This window comes from Pandoraea soli (genome assembly GCF_902459595.1).
Lineage (GTDB): Bacteria > Pseudomonadota > Gammaproteobacteria > Burkholderiales > Burkholderiaceae > Pandoraea > Pandoraea cepalis.
Window position 1 is genome coordinate 150459 of sequence record NZ_CABPSG010000002.1, and the last position, 15943, is coordinate 166401.

Annotated in this window: 16 protein-coding genes; 11 read left to right on the top strand and 5 right to left on the bottom strand. The window is 63.0% G+C overall.

Annotated features, from left to right (window positions below; translation table 11 throughout):
• Positions 1–9 precede the first annotated feature (9 nt).
• Entirely contained in the window at positions 10–1377 is a 1368-nt protein-coding gene (locus PSO31014_RS04650) for a GGDEF domain-containing protein (RefSeq protein WP_150550553.1), read from the bottom strand.
• 887 nt (positions 1378–2264) lie between these two features.
• Here PSO31014_RS04650 and PSO31014_RS04655 point away from each other — a divergent pair.
• The 7 genes from PSO31014_RS04655 (at position 2265) to PSO31014_RS04680 (ending at position 7588) form a co-directional block, all read left to right on the top strand.
• Entirely contained in the window at positions 2265–2999 is a 735-nt protein-coding gene (locus PSO31014_RS04655) for an ABC transporter permease (RefSeq protein ID WP_174976393.1), read from the top strand.
• Positions 3000–3019: 20 nt separating this feature from the next.
• Positions 3020–3961, top strand: a complete 942-nt coding sequence (locus PSO31014_RS04660; RefSeq protein WP_246176229.1) for a glycine betaine ABC transporter substrate-binding protein — start codon at positions 3020–3022, stop codon at positions 3959–3961.
• A gap of 48 nt (positions 3962–4009) precedes the next feature.
• Complete coding sequence (locus PSO31014_RS04665) at positions 4010–4657, top strand: ABC transporter permease (RefSeq protein ID WP_150550554.1); 648 nt, start codon at positions 4010–4012, stop codon at positions 4655–4657.
• Complete coding sequence (locus tag PSO31014_RS04670) at positions 4654–5853, top strand: osmoprotectant ABC transporter ATP-binding protein OsmV (protein ID WP_150550555.1); 1200 nt, start codon at positions 4654–4656, stop codon at positions 5851–5853. Before PSO31014_RS04665 ends, PSO31014_RS04670 begins: the two co-directional genes overlap by 4 nt.
• 167 nt (positions 5854–6020) lie before the next feature.
• Complete coding sequence (locus tag PSO31014_RS04675) at positions 6021–7268, top strand: mechanosensitive ion channel family protein (protein WP_150550556.1); 1248 nt, start codon at positions 6021–6023, stop codon at positions 7266–7268.
• Between the two features lie 36 nt (positions 7269–7304).
• A complete protein-coding gene (locus PSO31014_RS22335; protein WP_174976394.1) occupies positions 7305–7448 on the top strand; it encodes a hypothetical protein in 144 nt (47 codons plus the stop codon).
• Between the two features lie 11 nt (positions 7449–7459).
• Positions 7460–7588: a type II toxin-antitoxin system PemK/MazF family toxin gene (locus PSO31014_RS04680; RefSeq protein ID WP_246176362.1), complete on the top strand. Its 129-nt coding sequence runs from the start codon at positions 7460–7462 to the stop codon at positions 7586–7588.
• A 99-nt stretch (positions 7589–7687) separates the two neighbouring features.
• Here the strand turns inward: PSO31014_RS04680 and PSO31014_RS04685 are convergent, their stop codons facing one another.
• Both PSO31014_RS04685 and PSO31014_RS04690 read right to left on the bottom strand, forming a co-directional pair.
• Complete coding sequence (locus PSO31014_RS04685) at positions 7688–8812, bottom strand: alkene reductase (protein WP_150550558.1); 1125 nt, start codon at positions 8810–8812, stop codon at positions 7688–7690.
• Between the two features lie 179 nt (positions 8813–8991).
• Positions 8992–10278: an MFS transporter gene (locus PSO31014_RS04690; RefSeq protein WP_150550559.1), complete on the bottom strand. Its 1287-nt coding sequence runs from the start codon at positions 10276–10278 to the stop codon at positions 8992–8994.
• A 210-nt stretch (positions 10279–10488) separates the two neighbouring features.
• On the opposite strand from PSO31014_RS04690, the gene PSO31014_RS04695 reads away from it, so the two are divergent.
• Complete coding sequence (locus PSO31014_RS04695; RefSeq protein ID WP_150550560.1) at positions 10489–11256, top strand: TetR/AcrR family transcriptional regulator; 768 nt, start codon at positions 10489–10491, stop codon at positions 11254–11256.
• 37 nt (positions 11257–11293) lie between these two features.
• On the opposite strand, the gene PSO31014_RS04700 is transcribed toward PSO31014_RS04695, so the two are convergent.
• Positions 11294–11890, bottom strand: a complete 597-nt coding sequence (locus tag PSO31014_RS04700; RefSeq protein WP_246176230.1) for a helix-turn-helix domain-containing protein — start codon at positions 11888–11890, stop codon at positions 11294–11296.
• A 204-nt stretch (positions 11891–12094) separates the two neighbouring features.
• Between PSO31014_RS04700 and kbl the strand changes: the two genes are divergently transcribed.
• Together kbl and PSO31014_RS04710 are read left to right on the top strand one after the other, a co-directional pair.
• Entirely contained in the window at positions 12095–13312 is a 1218-nt protein-coding gene (gene kbl / locus PSO31014_RS04705; protein WP_150550561.1) for a glycine C-acetyltransferase, read from the top strand.
• A gap of 2 nt (positions 13313–13314) precedes the next feature.
• Entirely contained in the window at positions 13315–14280 is a 966-nt protein-coding gene (locus tag PSO31014_RS04710) for an NAD-dependent epimerase/dehydratase family protein (protein WP_174976395.1), read from the top strand.
• 157 nt (positions 14281–14437) lie between these two features.
• Here the strand turns inward: PSO31014_RS04710 and PSO31014_RS22340 are convergent, their stop codons facing one another.
• A complete protein-coding gene (locus PSO31014_RS22340; RefSeq protein WP_017232894.1) occupies positions 14438–14581 on the bottom strand; it encodes a hypothetical protein in 144 nt (47 codons plus the stop codon).
• Between the two features lie 442 nt (positions 14582–15023).
• On the opposite strand from PSO31014_RS22340, the gene PSO31014_RS04715 reads away from it, so the two are divergent.
• A complete protein-coding gene (locus PSO31014_RS04715) occupies positions 15024–15908 on the top strand; it encodes an outer membrane protein (protein ID WP_150550563.1) in 885 nt (294 codons plus the stop codon).
• The last annotated feature ends 35 nt before the right edge of the window (positions 15909–15943 follow it).

Sequence of the window (15943 nt, forward strand, 5' to 3'; positions counted from 1 at the left end):
GGCGCGGCATCAGGCCGCCAACTGACCCAGCACGCTTTGATCGCGGCCCTTGTGCTTGGCCTGATAGAGCGCCTTGTCGGCGCGCTCGAGCATCGCGCTGATGACGAGCGGCTCGCCGGGTTGCCACGTGGCAATGCCGATACTGATCGTGATGGCCTCGCCTTTGTCGCGCGCCTTCTCGGGGAGCATGTCGGTGCTCGCGCGCTTGACCGATTCGCGAATGCGGTCCGCCACGCGCAGCGCTGCCTGTTGATCGATTTCCGGCAGCACCACCGCAAACTCCTCGCCGCCCAGGCGCACCGCGAAATCGCTCGGTAGCCGAATGCAGTGCTGGATCGTGCTGGCGATACGTTGCAGCACGGTGTCGCCGAACGGATGCCCGTAGCGATCGTTGACCTGTTTGAAGAAGTCGATGTCGATCAGCAGCACCGACAGGGGAATCGCACGTTGCTGAACCCGGTCGGCGACGAGGCGGATGCGATTGTCGAAGTAGCGGCGATTGTAGATCTGGGTGAGCGGATCGACGAAGACCTTCTCGACCAGGTCCGTGTTGGTGAGCGCAAGCGACTGGTACTGGCGCGTGATTTCCCAGACCAGGGCGAGCGTCGCCACGCCGGGCGATGCCAGCGCAAGCAGGCGTGCGGCATACCATTGATACGACGCGTCGTTGGGCGCTGTCAGCGAAAGCAGCAACTGGCACAGCGAGATGGTGACGACCACCCACACGAGCAGAAACAGTTTGTGAGACAGGCGCGTGACGGCCGCGACACGCCACCACAGCGCGACATAGGCGACGAAAAGCGCGCATAGGGCGAGCGTCTCGACACTGATGCCACCGACCGGACGCGGCATGACGAGCGGGCGACCGGTGCCGACCAGCGCCAGCGACACCGTCGCCCAGATGACGAGCACCGTGGCGCCATACCACGCCGCTTCCTTGTAGCCGGGACGAATATGCGGATCGCTGCGCGTGCGTGTATAACTGCGCACGCTCAGCATCACATACGCCGCGAAACTCGCTTCGGCCATCAACCAAAGCCAGAAGGGGGCGTGCGTGACAGGCGTCGTAATGCCGGCGAGTTGGTTCGCGAGCAACACCCCTTCGGTAAACATGAAGAGTCCGCGCAGCAGAAATGCGCATCCGAATTGCGCGAAATATCGCTTGCCGTTGTACAGGTACTGCACGCCGAGCAGACACGCGGTCGACAGATTGAGAATGCCGCCGGCCGAGACGAGGAAGAACGTCAGTAACGGATTGACGTCGCCCCGAATGGCGCGCGCGAGAAATCCAGCGAGCGTGAATGCGGCGCACGCGACCAGAATGGTGGTGGCGGCGACGCGATTGCCTGGTTCGGTACGGCTGATGGTACTTTTCATAGTTCTTATTCGCCAATCAACGACCTCGTGCCTTGCGCACGATCGCCCGTTTGCCGTTCAACTATCGCGCCCGAGACTGGCCGCAAGATCGTTGCCTCACGTGACCGTCCCGTTTCCCCGATTTTTCGCTAAATAGTTGAAAACTAAGATAAACATCGGAGAATACACGAGTTTCTTCGGGTTGGCATCCGTTTCGAATGGCGGGCGTTGCATTCCCGTTGGACCCTCGCGGAAGCGCGGATTTTGGGCGGCTCGCGCATTGTTTTCGGGCACGCGAACACGCGATGCCGTCGTCGGGAAAATAAATCGGAGCGGCACACCGATCCGCTCTGCGGAACTTGGCGTTGGCGAATTTCGGGGCGCGCGCGGGAGAATTCCCGCAACGCCAGTGATGACGGTGGATTGAAGCGCACGCAATTGATTTGGAGTCCGATTCGTGCGGAGGGGTGTGAGCGGAAATTGCATCGAAATCCATGGGATTCCTCCCGTAAGGTGGGCTGCGGCTTGGCAGCGACGCACTATCTGTACTAGAATAAAAAAAGCCAATCGCCGCGATTGGCCCATAGAAACAGAAGTCAAAGGGTTGTCGGTGTTCCTCGTTGCGCCGACATTCCGTTCCATCACACAATGAGTTCATGCCGTAGAACATTCGCGCGCTTTCAATAAGCGTGCACCGAGAGGCCCAGGCGCTCATGGCGTCGAAAGCTTGTCTCTCATGTCGCATTTCGCGACGCCTGGTTCGTCACCGTTGTCTTCCACAGACCTTCGGAGCGAACACTTCACAATTCGCAAGGCAGCTAACAGTTGTCATGCTTGTTTGACCGCGTTGTCACGCGGGGCGATTGCTATTGCCTCGCGCCAGCGCTGCCAACCCATTCAAAGGGAGCATGAACGTGGCGAAGCAGTACCGCATTTTCTATTTGGCCGGTTTCGGACTGCTCGGCGTTGCCGCCGCAGTCTCCGGTCTGCTGTATTGGCTGGGTGTCGATGCGCTCGTCAAATACCGGGGCGATCTGGTCTATTACACCCAGCAACACCTCAAGCTCGTGGCGATCTCGATGACGATGGCGATCGTGGTCGGCGTGCCTGCCGGCATGCTGATCTCGCGCCCGAAGTTCGAAAAGCATGCCGAGCGCGCCGTGCAGATCTTCAATATCGGCAATACGCTGCCCTCGCTCGCCGTGCTGGCGCTGTCGATGGCCGTGCTGGGTATCGGCGATCGGCCCGCCATTCTCGCGCTTTGGCTCGCCTCGCTGCTTCCCATCGTGAGAAATGCGTACGAAGGCCTGCGGCAGGTGCCGCCCGCCTTGCGGGAATCGGCGCGCGGCATGGGCATGACGCCCGCGCAAGTGCTGTTCCGTGTCGACCTGCCGAGCGCCATGCCGGTCATCGTCGGCGGCATTCGCACCGCCCTTGCGATCAACGTCGGCACCGCGCCGCTCGCATTCCTGATCGGCGCGGACAGTCTGGGGCAACTGATCTTCCCGGGCATCTATCTGAACGACCCGACGAAGCTGCTGCTCGGCGCCGGCGGGACCGCACTGCTCGCGCTCGTGCTCGACGGCATCGTCGCCTTCGCCAGCGGCCTTTGGTTCGCGCGTCACGGCGCCCCTGCTCGCTAAGGCAAAGGAGACCCATACTTATGCAAGTTTCATTTTCTCGTCCACGCAAGGGCATGACGCCGCGCTGGATACGACGACTCGGCGTGGCCTGTCTGGCGCTTGGTGTGATCGTCGCGGGCGCCGTGAGCGGCACCGCGCATGCCGAGACCCTCACGGTCGGCGGCAAGAACTTCACCGAACAGTTGATCCTCTCGGAAATGACGACGCAGTATCTGCGCAGCCTGGGGTACGACGTCGACCTCAAGAACGGTCTGGGCAGTGTCGTCATGCGTCAGGGCATGGAGAGCGATCAGCTCGATATCGTTTGGGAGTACACCGGTACCTCACTGATCGTCTACAACAAGGTCACCGAGAAGCTCGATCCGGAGCAGACCTATGCGCGCGTGAAGGAACTCGACGGCAAGATCGGTCTCGTCTGGCTCAATCCTTCTGCGCTCAACAACACGTACGCGTTTGCCGTGCCCGGCAATATCGCGCGCGAAGCCGGCATCGAGACGGTTTCGCAACTCGTGGACAGATTCCGAGCCAACCCGAAGATGCAGTTCGCCTTCGATTTCGAGTTCGTCGGCCGCTCGGACGGGCTTGGGCCGATGGAGAAGCTCTACGACTTCCATCTCGCGCGACGCAACATCAAGCAGATGGATCCGGGCCTCGTTTATACGGCACTCAAGAACGCGCAGATCGACGCCGGCCTCGTCTACACGAGCGACGGACGCAACAAGGGGTTCGATCTGAAGGTGCTGGCCGACGACAAGGGCTTCTTCCCGGCGTACGCGGCCACACCCGTGGTGCGTCAGGCGGTGCTCGACGCTCATCCCAAGCTCGCCGACGAACTCAACGCGCTGTCCGCGAAAATCAACAACGAGAACATGCGCGACATGAATGCGATGGTCGACATCGATCATCGTGCCGTGTCGCGTGTGGCGAGCGACTTCCTCAAGCAGGAAGGACTGGTGCAGTAACGGCGATCGCCCGTTGCTGCTCCTGAAAGTGACTGACCGAGGAGTCCCATGATTGAATTTCTTACCTATAACTGGCACCGCATCCTGATCCTCACCGGTCAGCATGCGTGGCTGGTGGCCGCGTCGGTAGGGGCGGCCATCGTGGTTGGCGTACCCCTGGGTGTGCTGGTCACGCGTTTTCGCTGGCTGTCGGGCGCCGTGCTCGGCCTGGCCACCGTCGTGCTCACCATTCCGTCGATTGCGCTGTTTGGCCTGATGATCCCGGTGCTGTCGGTCTACGGCATGGGGATCGGGCCAGCGCCGGCCGTTGCCGCCGTGTTCCTGTATTCGTTGCTGCCGATCATGCGTAACACGAGCCTCGCGTTGCAGCAGATCGACCCAAGCATTCGCGAAGCGGGCATCGGCATCGGCATGACGTTCTGGCAGCGCCTGCGCCTGGTCGAATTGCCGCTGGCCGTGCCGGTGGTGCTGGGCGGCGTGCGCACGGCCGTCGTCATGAATATTGGCGTGATGGCCATTGGCGCCATCGTCGGGGCCGGCGGTCTCGGGGTGTTGATCACCCAGGGGATCAGTCAGAGCGATACCCGGCAGCTCATCGCGGGTGCGGTCATGGTGAGTGTGCTCGCCATCGTCGCCGACACCCTGTTGCACCGCCTGCAGCGCGTGCTGACACCCAAAGGAATCCGAACCGTATGATTACACTCGACAATCTCACCAAGCACTTCGTCCAGAAGGACGGCACGCCCATGACCGCCGTGAATTCGGTCAGCCTTGACGTGCCGCCGGGCGAGATCTGCGTCTTCCTCGGCCCGTCGGGGTGCGGCAAGACGACCACGCTCAAGATGATCAACCGACTCATCAAGCCGACGTCCGGGCGCGTTCTGCTCAACGGCGAAGACACGGGCAACATCAACGAAATCGAACTTCGACGCCACATCGGCTATGTGATTCAGCAGATCGGCCTGTTCCCCAATATGACCATCGAGGAGAACATCACCGTCGTGCCGCGTTTGCTCGGCTGGGACAAGACACGTTGCCGTGCCCGCGCGACCGAGCTGATGGCGATGGTGGCGCTCGATCCGAAGCGCTATTTGTCGCGTTACCCTCGCGAGTTGTCGGGCGGTCAGCAACAGCGCATCGGTGTGATTCGCGCGCTGGCCGCCGATCCGCCCGTGTTGCTGATGGACGAACCGTTCGGCGCGGTCGATCCGATCAACCGCGAATCGATCCAGAACGAGTTCCTGCAGATGCAGCGTCAACTGGGCAAGACCGTCATCATGGTCAGCCACGATATCGACGAGGCGATCAAGCTCGCGGACCGCATCGCGATCTTCCGTCAGGGGCGCCTGGTGCAGTGCGCGCAACCCGATGCGTTGCTGGCGCGTCCGGTCGACGAGTTCGTGGCGAGCTTCGTGGGACATGACCGAATTCTCAAGCGTCTGTTGCTGGTGCGCGCAGAAGACGCGGCCACGCCGCAGCCGACCGTCAAGCCGCAGACAACGCTGGCCGAGGCTTACGGCATGATGGACGAACTCGACACGCGCTCGTTGGTTGTCGTCGACGAGAATGCGCGCGCGTTGGGTTACATTGCGCGTCGCGACACGCGTCATGCGCTCGGGGCGTGCGGTGAGCGGGTGCGCGAGTTCAAGGCGTCGGCGGTGGCGGGCGACAACCTCCGGGTGCTGCTCTCACGCATGTATGAGCACAACCTGGCGTCGTTGCCGGTGCTAGGCGACGACAACCAGTACCTCGGCGAGGTCACGCAGGATTCCATCGCGGATTATCTGAGTTCAGGCAAGTCGCGCGGCAACGGGGGCGGGACGATCACCGTGCCGCCGCCGCCGGGCGCGCCGCATGTGATCGCGAGTGTTCCCTTCGGTGCGACGGTGTAATCTGGCGCCCGATTCGAGACGATGGCTTGCGCGGTCGTCGACGGGTGAGCGTCACTGACATTCGCCCGGCAAGTCAACGAATGACGGCCCGATGTCTGGCCGTCATTTTTTTGTATTCACCTGCGCGGCGCAACGCTCGGGACAATCAGCAGGCAAGGAGTTGCAGGATGACGTGGGAAGCAATGATGGCGTGGCTCGACAACGCGCCGTGGGCACGATTGGCCGGTGCGTTGGCGATACTGTTCGCGGTGGCGCTGCTGGCGCAGGCGGTGGCGCAGCGCCTGATCGTTCGCGTGGTGCGCATGGTCGTACAGCGCACGGCGAATCGCTGGGACGACGCCTTGCTCGCGCATCGCGTTTTTCACCGCGTGGCGCGGATCTTGCCGTACCTCGTGATTCAGTTCGGCATCGCGTGGGTGCCGGATCTGCCGGCGAAAGCGCTCATGATCGTCGGCAACGTCGCGCTTGCGATGACGCTGCTCTACGCCACGCTGGCCATCGCGGGCATTCTCGACGCCGCACAAACGGTCTACGCGCTCTCGGAGCACGCGCGCACGCGCTCGATCAAGGGATACGTGCAGTTAGGCAAGATCGCGCTATACGTGGTCGCAGCGATCGCGATCGTGGCGACGATCATCGACCGCTCGCCGTGGCTGCTGCTCTCAGGTCTTGGGGCGATGTCGGCGGTGCTGTTGTTGGTGTTCAAGGACACGATCATGTCGTTCGTCGCCAGTGTGCAACTCACGTCGAACGACATGCTGCGCGTGGGTGACTGGATCGAAATGCCGCAAGTGGGCGCCGACGGCGACGTGGTCGATATCGCCCTGCATACCGTGAAGGTGCAGAACTGGGACAAGACGATCACCACGATCCCGACCTGGCGATTGATTGCCGAGAGCTTCCGCAATTGGCGCGGCATGCAGCAGTCGGGCGGACGCCGCATCAAGCGCACGCTGTGTGTCGATGCGGGTAGCGTCGGCTTTCTCGATGAGGCGGAGATTGCGCGCCTGTCACGGCTGCATCTGCTCGGGTCGTATCTGACGGATAAGCAGCGTTCGTTGGCCGATGCGAATGCGGCGCTGGGCGCGCTGGGGATTGCCGCGGCGGTACCGGCCAACACCCGGCGGCTGACGAACATCGGCACCTTCCGCGCGTATGCGCTGGCGTATCTGAAGGCGCATCCGAACATTCACGAGGGCATGACGTGCATGGTGCGCTCGCTCGAGCCGTCGGCCACGGGCATCCCGGTCGAACTGTATTGCTTCACCAACACCACGGTGTGGGCTGAGTACGAACGCGTGCAGGGCGATGTCTTCGATCATCTGCTCGCGATCCTGCCCGAGTTCGGCTTGCGCATGTACCAGAATCCGGCAGGCGCCGATCTCGTGCGTTGGCAAGGACAGCGGGCGGCATAACCACGCAGTGTCGGGGGAATGACGTCGGAGTGGGATATGGATGAACGAGACGAACTGGGTTGTGTGGGGAGTGAACAGAGCGAAATGCCGCCGATTGAACTGGGCGACATGGACAGCGACGAGGAACGGCAGTTGTGGAGTTTCGGCAACGACTTCGATGACGAGGAGTGGGCGTGGTGAAACGAGGCGAAGTGTGGGTCGTTTCACTGGACCCCGCCATTGGGTGTGAGATCAGGAAGACGCGGCCATGTGTCGCGATTCTTCTCGGACGACTCGCACGACGCACGAAGCACGACGCGATTGATATTGCACTCGCCTGACAGAAAGGGCTCCCGCAGGAGCCCTTTCTGAAGCAGCGCAACGATCCGACGCGAGAGCGTTACGGGTCGTTACGGAGCGTTACGCCGCGTTAGGACGCGTTATGCCGCCGATTCGTCAAGCGTCGGATAGTCGAGATAGCCGTGCGCGTCGCCGCCGTAAAGCGTGGCGCGATCCAGGTCGTTGAACGGGCCGCCGCGCTGCAGGCGCTCCACCAGATCCGGATTGGCGATGAACGGTTTGCCGAACGCGATAAGATCAGCGCGGTTCTCCTTGCGCGCCTCGATCGCCAGCGCGAGGTCGTAACCGTTGTTGGCCATGAACGTGCCCGTGAAGCGTTGACGAAGCTTCTGCAGATCGAAGCCGTTTTCGACCTCACGCGGACCGCCCGTGGCGCCTTCGACGACGTGCAGATACACCAGGCCGAAACGGTTGAGCTGTTCAACCGCGTACGTGAATACCGGCTCCGGATGGCTGTCGCCGCAATCGTTCGCCGGGCTGACCGGCGAGAGGCGGATGCCGACGCGATCGGCGCCCCACACATCGACGACGGCCTGCGTGACTTCCAGGGTCAGACGCACGCGATTCTCGATGCTGCCGCCGTATTGATCGGTGCGGTGGTTTGTCTTGTCGCGCATGAACTGATCGAGCAGATAGCCGTTCGCCGCGTGGATTTCCACGCCATCGAAACCGGCACGCTTCGCGCACTCGGCCGCATGACGATACTGCTCGACGATGCCCGGGATCTCGGCGGTTTCCAGCGCGCGCGGCGTCGGGTGCGGCTCGAAACCGTGTTCGGTGAAGGCCTTGCCCGCCGGTTGAATCGCCGAAGGCGCGACCGGCAGCGCACCGCCAGGCTGCAGCGACGCGTGCGAGATACGGCCGACGTGCCAGAGCTGGCAGAAGATCTTTCCGCCCTTGGCGTGGAGCGCGTCCGTCACCCCTTTCCAGCCGGCGATTTGCGCTTCGGTGTAGATGCCCGGCGTGAAGGCGTAGCCCTTGCCTTGCTGCGAGATGTTGGTCGCTTCGCTGATGATGAGTCCGGCCGATGCGCGTTGCACATAGTACTCGGCGTTCATCGGGCCCGGCGCGTCGTCGGCGCCGGTGCGGCTGCGCGTAAGCGGTGCCATCACGATACGGTTGCGCAGTTCGAGCGGACCCAGCCGGTACGGCGAGAAGAGGTCGGTGTCGAGCGCGGTGAGTTGAGGGTGTTGCGAGTCCGTCATTGTTCAGGGTCCTGTGAAAATGGGGGGATGCTGTCCTGCACAAAACTTGAATAGGTTACGGCAATTGCTGAAATCTCGCCGACGTCACCAAAGGCGACGCCTGTCGATGCAAAAACGCGCCGCGACGCTTGGCCATGCGTGTGCCGGTGCGAGGCATCACGGCGACCCGATGGCAGACATTACGCGCCGGCCGGGACGGGCTGACTCGGTGCGCGCCGGTTAATGCGCAGCACCATGAACGCGCCGATGATGCACACGCCGCCCGAGAGCATCGATGCCATTGTGTAGTTGCCGAGCGTGGCGCGCAGCGAGCCGGCGACCAGGGCGGCCGTTGCTGCACCGAGCTGGTGCCCCGCGACGATCCAGCCGAACACGATGGGGGCCGCGGTTTTGCCGAACACATCGGTCGTCAGGCGCACGGTCGGCGGCACGGTCGCGATCCAGTCCAGGCCGTAGAACAGCGCAAAGAGCGGCAGGCCAAAGAAATCGAAGCCGAACGCATACGGCAGGTAAATCAGCGACAGCCCGCGCAACCCGTAATACCAAAACAGCAACACGCGACTGTTGTAGCGATCGGAGAGCCAGCCCGAAAGCGTGGTGCCCACGAGATCGAGCATGCCCATCGCCGCGAGAATGCCAGCCCCCTTGACTTCGGAGAGCCCGTAATCGCTGCACATCGCGATGAAGTGGGTGCCGATGTAGCCGTTGGTGCTCGCGCCGCAGATGAAGAAGCTGAAGAACAAGAGCCAGAAGTCGCGCTTGCCGGCCGCCACGCGCAGTACCGACAACGCGTGGGTCAGCGGATTGCCTTGCGCGAGCGGGATATCCGGCGCGTCTTCAGGGGCGCCGACCGGGCGCAGGCCAACCGACCCCGGACGCTCCGGCAGGAGGAAGGCCACGAGCGGCAGCACCAGCGCAGCCACGATCGCCACGATCAGCACCACGGGTCGCCAGCCGTGACGCTCGATGATCGCGGCCATCATCGGCAGAAAGACCATCTGACCGGTGGCCGAGCTGGCCGTCAGGATGCCCATCGCCAGACCGCGATGCGTGTGGAACCAGCGGTTCGCCACGGTGGCTGCCAGCGTAATGGCCGCCACACCCGTGCCGCCGCCGACCATTACGCCCCAGATCAGCACCATCTGCCAGGGAGCGGTCATCAGGGACGACAGGGCCGTGCCCGAGGCGAGCAGCAGCAACGCCACCATGACCGTCGGGCGAATGCCGAAACGCTGCATTGCAGCGGCGGCGAACGGGCCAGTCAACCCGTATAGCGCCAGATTCACCGAAATTGCCAGCGAGATGGTGGCGCGGCTCCAGCCGAAGTCGTGCTCGAGCGGCACCATCATCACGCTGGGCGTCGCGCGAATGCCTGCCGACGCGAGCAGAACCAGGAATATCACACCGACGACGATCCAGCCGTAGTGGAAGTGACCGTTGATGCGCCTTGCGATGGCTGCCTTCATGGCGGAAATCCTTGCAGGGGATCGGTCTCGTCAGCCAATCCGGGAACGTTTGCGGGAACCGCGCTGTCTACGTTCACTCGTGTGGTTGTGACAGATCGGTAACATTAGGTTGCCATGTTATGAACCGATCGGTAACATGTCAAGTATTCGTTTGCGACGTCCGGGCGCTGCCCGGCAACGCGAACCATCGCCTTAAGGGAGCGCCGGATCATGGCCAAATCGACAGCGCCTGTCATGCCCGATGTGCCCGGGACGCCGGACCCGGCGAAATCAGGGGGGGAGTCGACCGCTGTAGCGAAGGCCACGAAGGCGGCCAAGCGCGAAGGCGCGGTTGTCCCTGCGCGCCGCAGCCGAACCGCGACTCGCTCGGGCAAGACCGAGCGGCATGTGACGCCGGCGTCCGTCGCGCAGCAGTATCTGCTTAACGCTGCCGTGGAACTCTTCCACACGGAAGGGGTGCGCGCCGTGGGCGTGGACGCGGTCGTCAAACGTGCCGGCGTCAACAAGATGTGCCTCTATCGCCAGTTCGCGTCGAAGGACGAGCTGATTCTGGCGTATCTCGATCACATGCAAACGGCGAGTCTGGCGCGTATCGACGAAAGCATTGCAAAACGGCGCGGCGAGCCGCGCGCACAATTGCTGCAAATCTTTGTGGATCTCTCCGAGCGGGCGAGTCGGCCCGGTTATCGCGGGTGCCCGTTCGTGAATGTGGCCGCCGAATTCCCCGACCCGGCGCATCCCGCGCGCCAGTCGGTGGTGAATTACAAGGCGGAAATGGTGCGGCGCTTCACCGAACTCGTCACGGCCGCGGGTCTGCGGGAGCCGGCGCCGTTGGTCGACGCGCTCTCGCTGATTCTCGAAGGCGCTTATGCGGCGAGTCAAACCTTCGGACCCGGTTCGCCGCCGCTACGTATTTTGCCGACGGTGGCGCGTCAGATCATCGACGCCGGGATGACGGGCGCGCTGGCGGCCGCCTGAGTGCCTTCAGGCCGCTGTTGCCGTGGCGGCCCGCCACTTATCCGTGGATCACCACGAGCAGGCCACGTGCGACGGATTTGCCGACGTTGCGAATCGCGTGGGCGCGATCGGCGGGATAGCGCGCGGTCTCGCCCGGCTTGGCGCGTCGCGAGCAGTGTTCGACTTCGATGTCGACCTGGCCGTCGAACACGGTGAAGTGTTCGCGCGTGCCCGGATCGTGCGGCTCGGAGACGAGTGCGGCGCCGGGTTGCAGCGTCAATTCATACCACTCGTATTTGCCCGCCAGCTCCATCGGCCCGAGGATCTTGAGCTGATACGCGTGCTCCGCGCCCGCCAATGTCGGAATTTCATGCTTGCCGATCACGCGTACCGGCTCGGGGTCGCCCGCCGGGGCACCCAGCAATTGGTCAAGGCGCACGCCCAACGCGTTGGCCAGCCGCCACGCCACGGCGATGGTCGGATTGGCCTTGTCGCGCTCGATCTGCGAGAGCATCGACTTGGAGACGCCGGACGCGCGCGAAAGCGTCTCCAGCGTCATGCCGCGCTCTTTGCGCAGTTGCTGAATCATGTCGCCGACCGGCGGCGGGGCCACCGGTGACATCGTCGATGCTGCGGGAGTACTTGCCATATGCATTCCGGGATATTAGAATTTTCCAATATATTGAAACTAGTTCAATATAAAGTATAGTTTCCGATAAGGTGAATGGCTGCATGGTAGCAGAGCAAGCGCTCGATGCCTGACTGCCCTTCGCGACCGGCCGGTATCCACCGATGCCGCTGGATTCCCACGACGGCGCTGCATAACGGCGCCGACGACCGCACCAAGGAGAGGCGCACGATGACCGCACAAACCCCGGAAGCCCGCGAAGGCTTCTACCGTCAACTGACCGAACGACTCGCAGACACGCGCCGGCAGGGCCTTTTCAAGCAGGAACGCGTGCTGATGTCGCGGCAGGGGCCGGAGGTCATGTGCGACGACGGGCAGGCCCGTATCAACCTGTGCGCCAACAACTACCTCGGCCTTTCGGGCAGTGAAACGCTCGTCAAGGCCGCGCAGCAAGCGCTGGAAGACTTTGGATTCGGCTTGTCGTCGGTGCGCTTCATCTGCGGCACGCAAGGTCCGCACAAGGCCCTTGAGGCTCGCATCGCCGCGTACCTCGGCACGGAAGACGCCATCCTGTACGCCGCAGCGTTCGACGCCAATGGCGGCGTCTTCGAACCGCTGTTCGACGAGCAGGACGCGATCATCTCCGACGCCCTCAACCACGCCTCGATCATCGACGGCGTGCGTCTTTGCAAAGCGCAGCGTCTGCGCTATGCCCACAACGACATGGACGACCTGGAGCGCCAGTTGCAGTCGGCGATGGGGGCGCGGCATCGCATCATCGTGACCGACGGTGTGTTTTCGATGGACGGCACGATTGCCCAGCTCGATCGCATCGTGGCGCTGGCCGAGCAATACGGCGCGCTCATCATGATCGACGAGTGTCACGCGACCGGGTTCATGGGGCCGACGGGGCGCGGCACGCATGAGCATCACGGAGTGCTCGGCAAGATCGACATCATCACCGGCACGCTGGGCAAGGCGCTCGGCGGCGCGATGGGGGGCTTCACGGCCGGGCGACGCGAGGTGATCGAGACCCTGCGTCAGCGCTCGCGCCCGTACCTGTTTTCGAACAGCCTGGCGCCAGCGATTGTTGGCACGTCGCTCGCTGTGTTCGACGAACTCGAACACTCATCGGCGCGACGCGAGCAATTGCATGAGAACACCGCATTCTTCCGCCGCGAAGTGGCAGCGCTGGGCTTCACCATCAAGCCCGGCACGCACCCGATCGTGCCGGTCATGCTCTTCGACGCCACGCTCGCACAGCGTTTCGCGCAGCGGCTCTATGAGCTGGGCGTGATCGCCACCGGCTTCTTCTATCCGGTGGTGCCGCACGGACAGGCACGCGTGCGCGTGCAACTCTCGGCGGCCCACACGCGCGATCAACTGAACCGGGCGCTGGCGGCATTCGCCCAGGCCGGCAACGAACTTGGCATTCTCAAGCAAGGTTGAACATGGAACGCATCCTCATCATCGGCGCCAATGGGCAGATCGGCAGCGAACTCGTCGATGCGCTGGCCGCGCAGTATGGCAACGAGAACGTCATCGCCACGGACATCGCACCCGGGCCGTCACGTCATGCGGTGCATTACGAGACGCTCGACGTGCTCGATGCCGCACGACTGGCCGCGCTGGTCGAGCGCTTCGGCATTACCCAGATCTTCCATTTGGCGGCGCTGCTCTCCGCAACGGGCGAGACCCGGCCGCTCCAGGCCTGGACACTCAACATGAACGGCTTGCTCAATGTGCTCGAACTGGCGCGCGAACGCCAGGGACTGCGCGTGTTCTGGCCATCGTCGATTGCCGCGTTCGGTCCGCATACGCCGGCCGTCGAGACGCCGCAGCTCGCCATCATGGATCCGACCACGATGTACGGCATCAGCAAGCAGGCGGGCGAGCGGCTGTGCGAGTACTACTTCACGAAGTTCGGCGTGGACGTGCGCAGCCTGCGCTATCCCGGCGTCATCAGCTACAAGACGCCCCCGGGCGGTGGCACGACCGATTACGCCATCGAGATCTTCCAGGCGGCGCGCCGCGGCGAGACGTACACCTGTTTCCTGAAGGACGACGCGACGCTGCCGATGATCCACATGCCCGATGCGGTGCGTGCCACGCTGGCGTTGATGAATGCCGACGCCTCGCGCCTGCGCGTGCGTTCCTCGTACAACGTGGCGGGGGTGAGCTTCGACCCGGCCACGCTGGCCGCGGCAATTGCACGTCGTGTGCCGGGCTTCACGGTGACATACGCGCCGGACTTCCGTCAGGCAATTGCCGAGACCTGGCCGCATACGCTTGACGATACGCATGCCCGCTACGATTGGGACTGGCAGCCCGCGTTCGGTCTGGACGCGATGGTCGACGACATGCTCGCCAACGTGCCGCTCGACTGGCATGCGCCGGCCTTGGGAAACGCGGCTTGATCGGGAATGGAGAGACGACGACGGTGCTGACGACGAGGTGATGGCGCCGAAAGGCAAGCCGGTTATTGCCAGGGGAATTGGGACAAGTCGAGCAAGGCGCGTGCGATATCGAGTCGTACGCGCCTTGTTGCGTTGCGCGCAGGGATTGCCGTGAGCCTTACTTCGGGTGGTGCACCGCGTAGTACGCCAGTGCGGCGATGACCGCACAGGTCACAGCAAAGGCGCGTCGGCGCCAGCGGTACGCGGGGGTCAAGCTGATCGCCCGCCCGCGGACGGCTTCTTTCGAATGGTAATAGCTCATATTGCGTCTTCTCGGGTCTGATGCACGGTCTTCGCCGCGGAAAGAACCTGCATGACTGCGCGTCACTGCGCCCCCCGGTGCATGACCAGCAGGTTCCGTGTTCATTATGCGACCGCACAAAAACGACCGCGAATCAGTATCTATACCGATACGTGTGGCCTTTTTGACACGGTCGCATCGATCGATGCGCCTCAGCAATGACGGTTTTGGCCGAGCGCAATTCCCGGATGTTTGCGCATCTGTCAATCGTCGCGGCCATGCGGCTGAGGTTTCCCACTTCGATCACTCGAACCACGCGAATCTCGATTTGCTAAGGATCTGAAGAATCCACATTTCTCCGCTTGCATGCCACCTCACGCGCTGAAACAATGCCGAAAAACGGTGGCCACGCCGATGGCCATTTTCGAGTCGTCTTAGAGAACACGCCTGGGAGGGACGTGCCATGACGCCTGACATCCGCCGCACCATCGCTTGCGGCCATCGCGGAACCGCCATCAAGCGCGCCGCGTTCGTCTTCATTGTCGCCAGCGTGTGCGCGGCCAACGTCTCTGCGCAGGAAGCCATGCTGCGTGCCAACAATCAGGTCTGGGTCGACGCAGGTGCCCAGCAATTGCATTACTGGGAAAATATCGGGCCCGGCAAGAGCGATTCCGAACGGGGGACGATCGCCGCGTTCGCGCTGGGGGCATCGACCCAGCGAGACCTGTTCGGCGTGTCCAACCTCTATTTCGCTGGCTCGGTGCGTGTCTCGCACGGCAACGTCGATTACGGCGGTTATCTGCAAGATCTAACGGGCCGCGTTGTCCAGCCGAACTATCAGATGAGCACGCGTTCGACCGCGACGGACGTCACGCTCAAGGCCGGCAAGGCGATCCCATTCCAACTCGGTACCTGGCATGCGCAGGTGATTCCGTATCTGAGCTACAGCTACCGGGACTGGATTCGCGACAGCAGTCGCGACCCGAACGGCTTCTACGAGCGCTATCGCCATCATGTGATCGGAGGCGGCCTCATGGGGCAGCTTGAAGTCACACCGAAGCTCGTGGCGACCGCGGACGTTCGTGCGGGCGCGATGGTAGGCGCCTCGATGACGCTGGCGGGCTCGCAGAACTCGTTCAGCCTCGGCAACAAGCCGGTCGTCGTGGCTGGCTTGGGGCTCGACTATGCGATCGCGCGCAACTTTCATGTGAACGCCAGCTACGAGTGGTCTCGTTTCCAATATGGGCGCTCGAGCGTCACGCAGGTCGCGCCGGGCACGAATGCCTACGAGCCCGATTCGAAGACGATCAACCAGACCTGGATGGTCGGTGCGGGCTACGCCTTCTAAAAATCACAACGCCGCGCGCTCAATCGAGTCGCGCG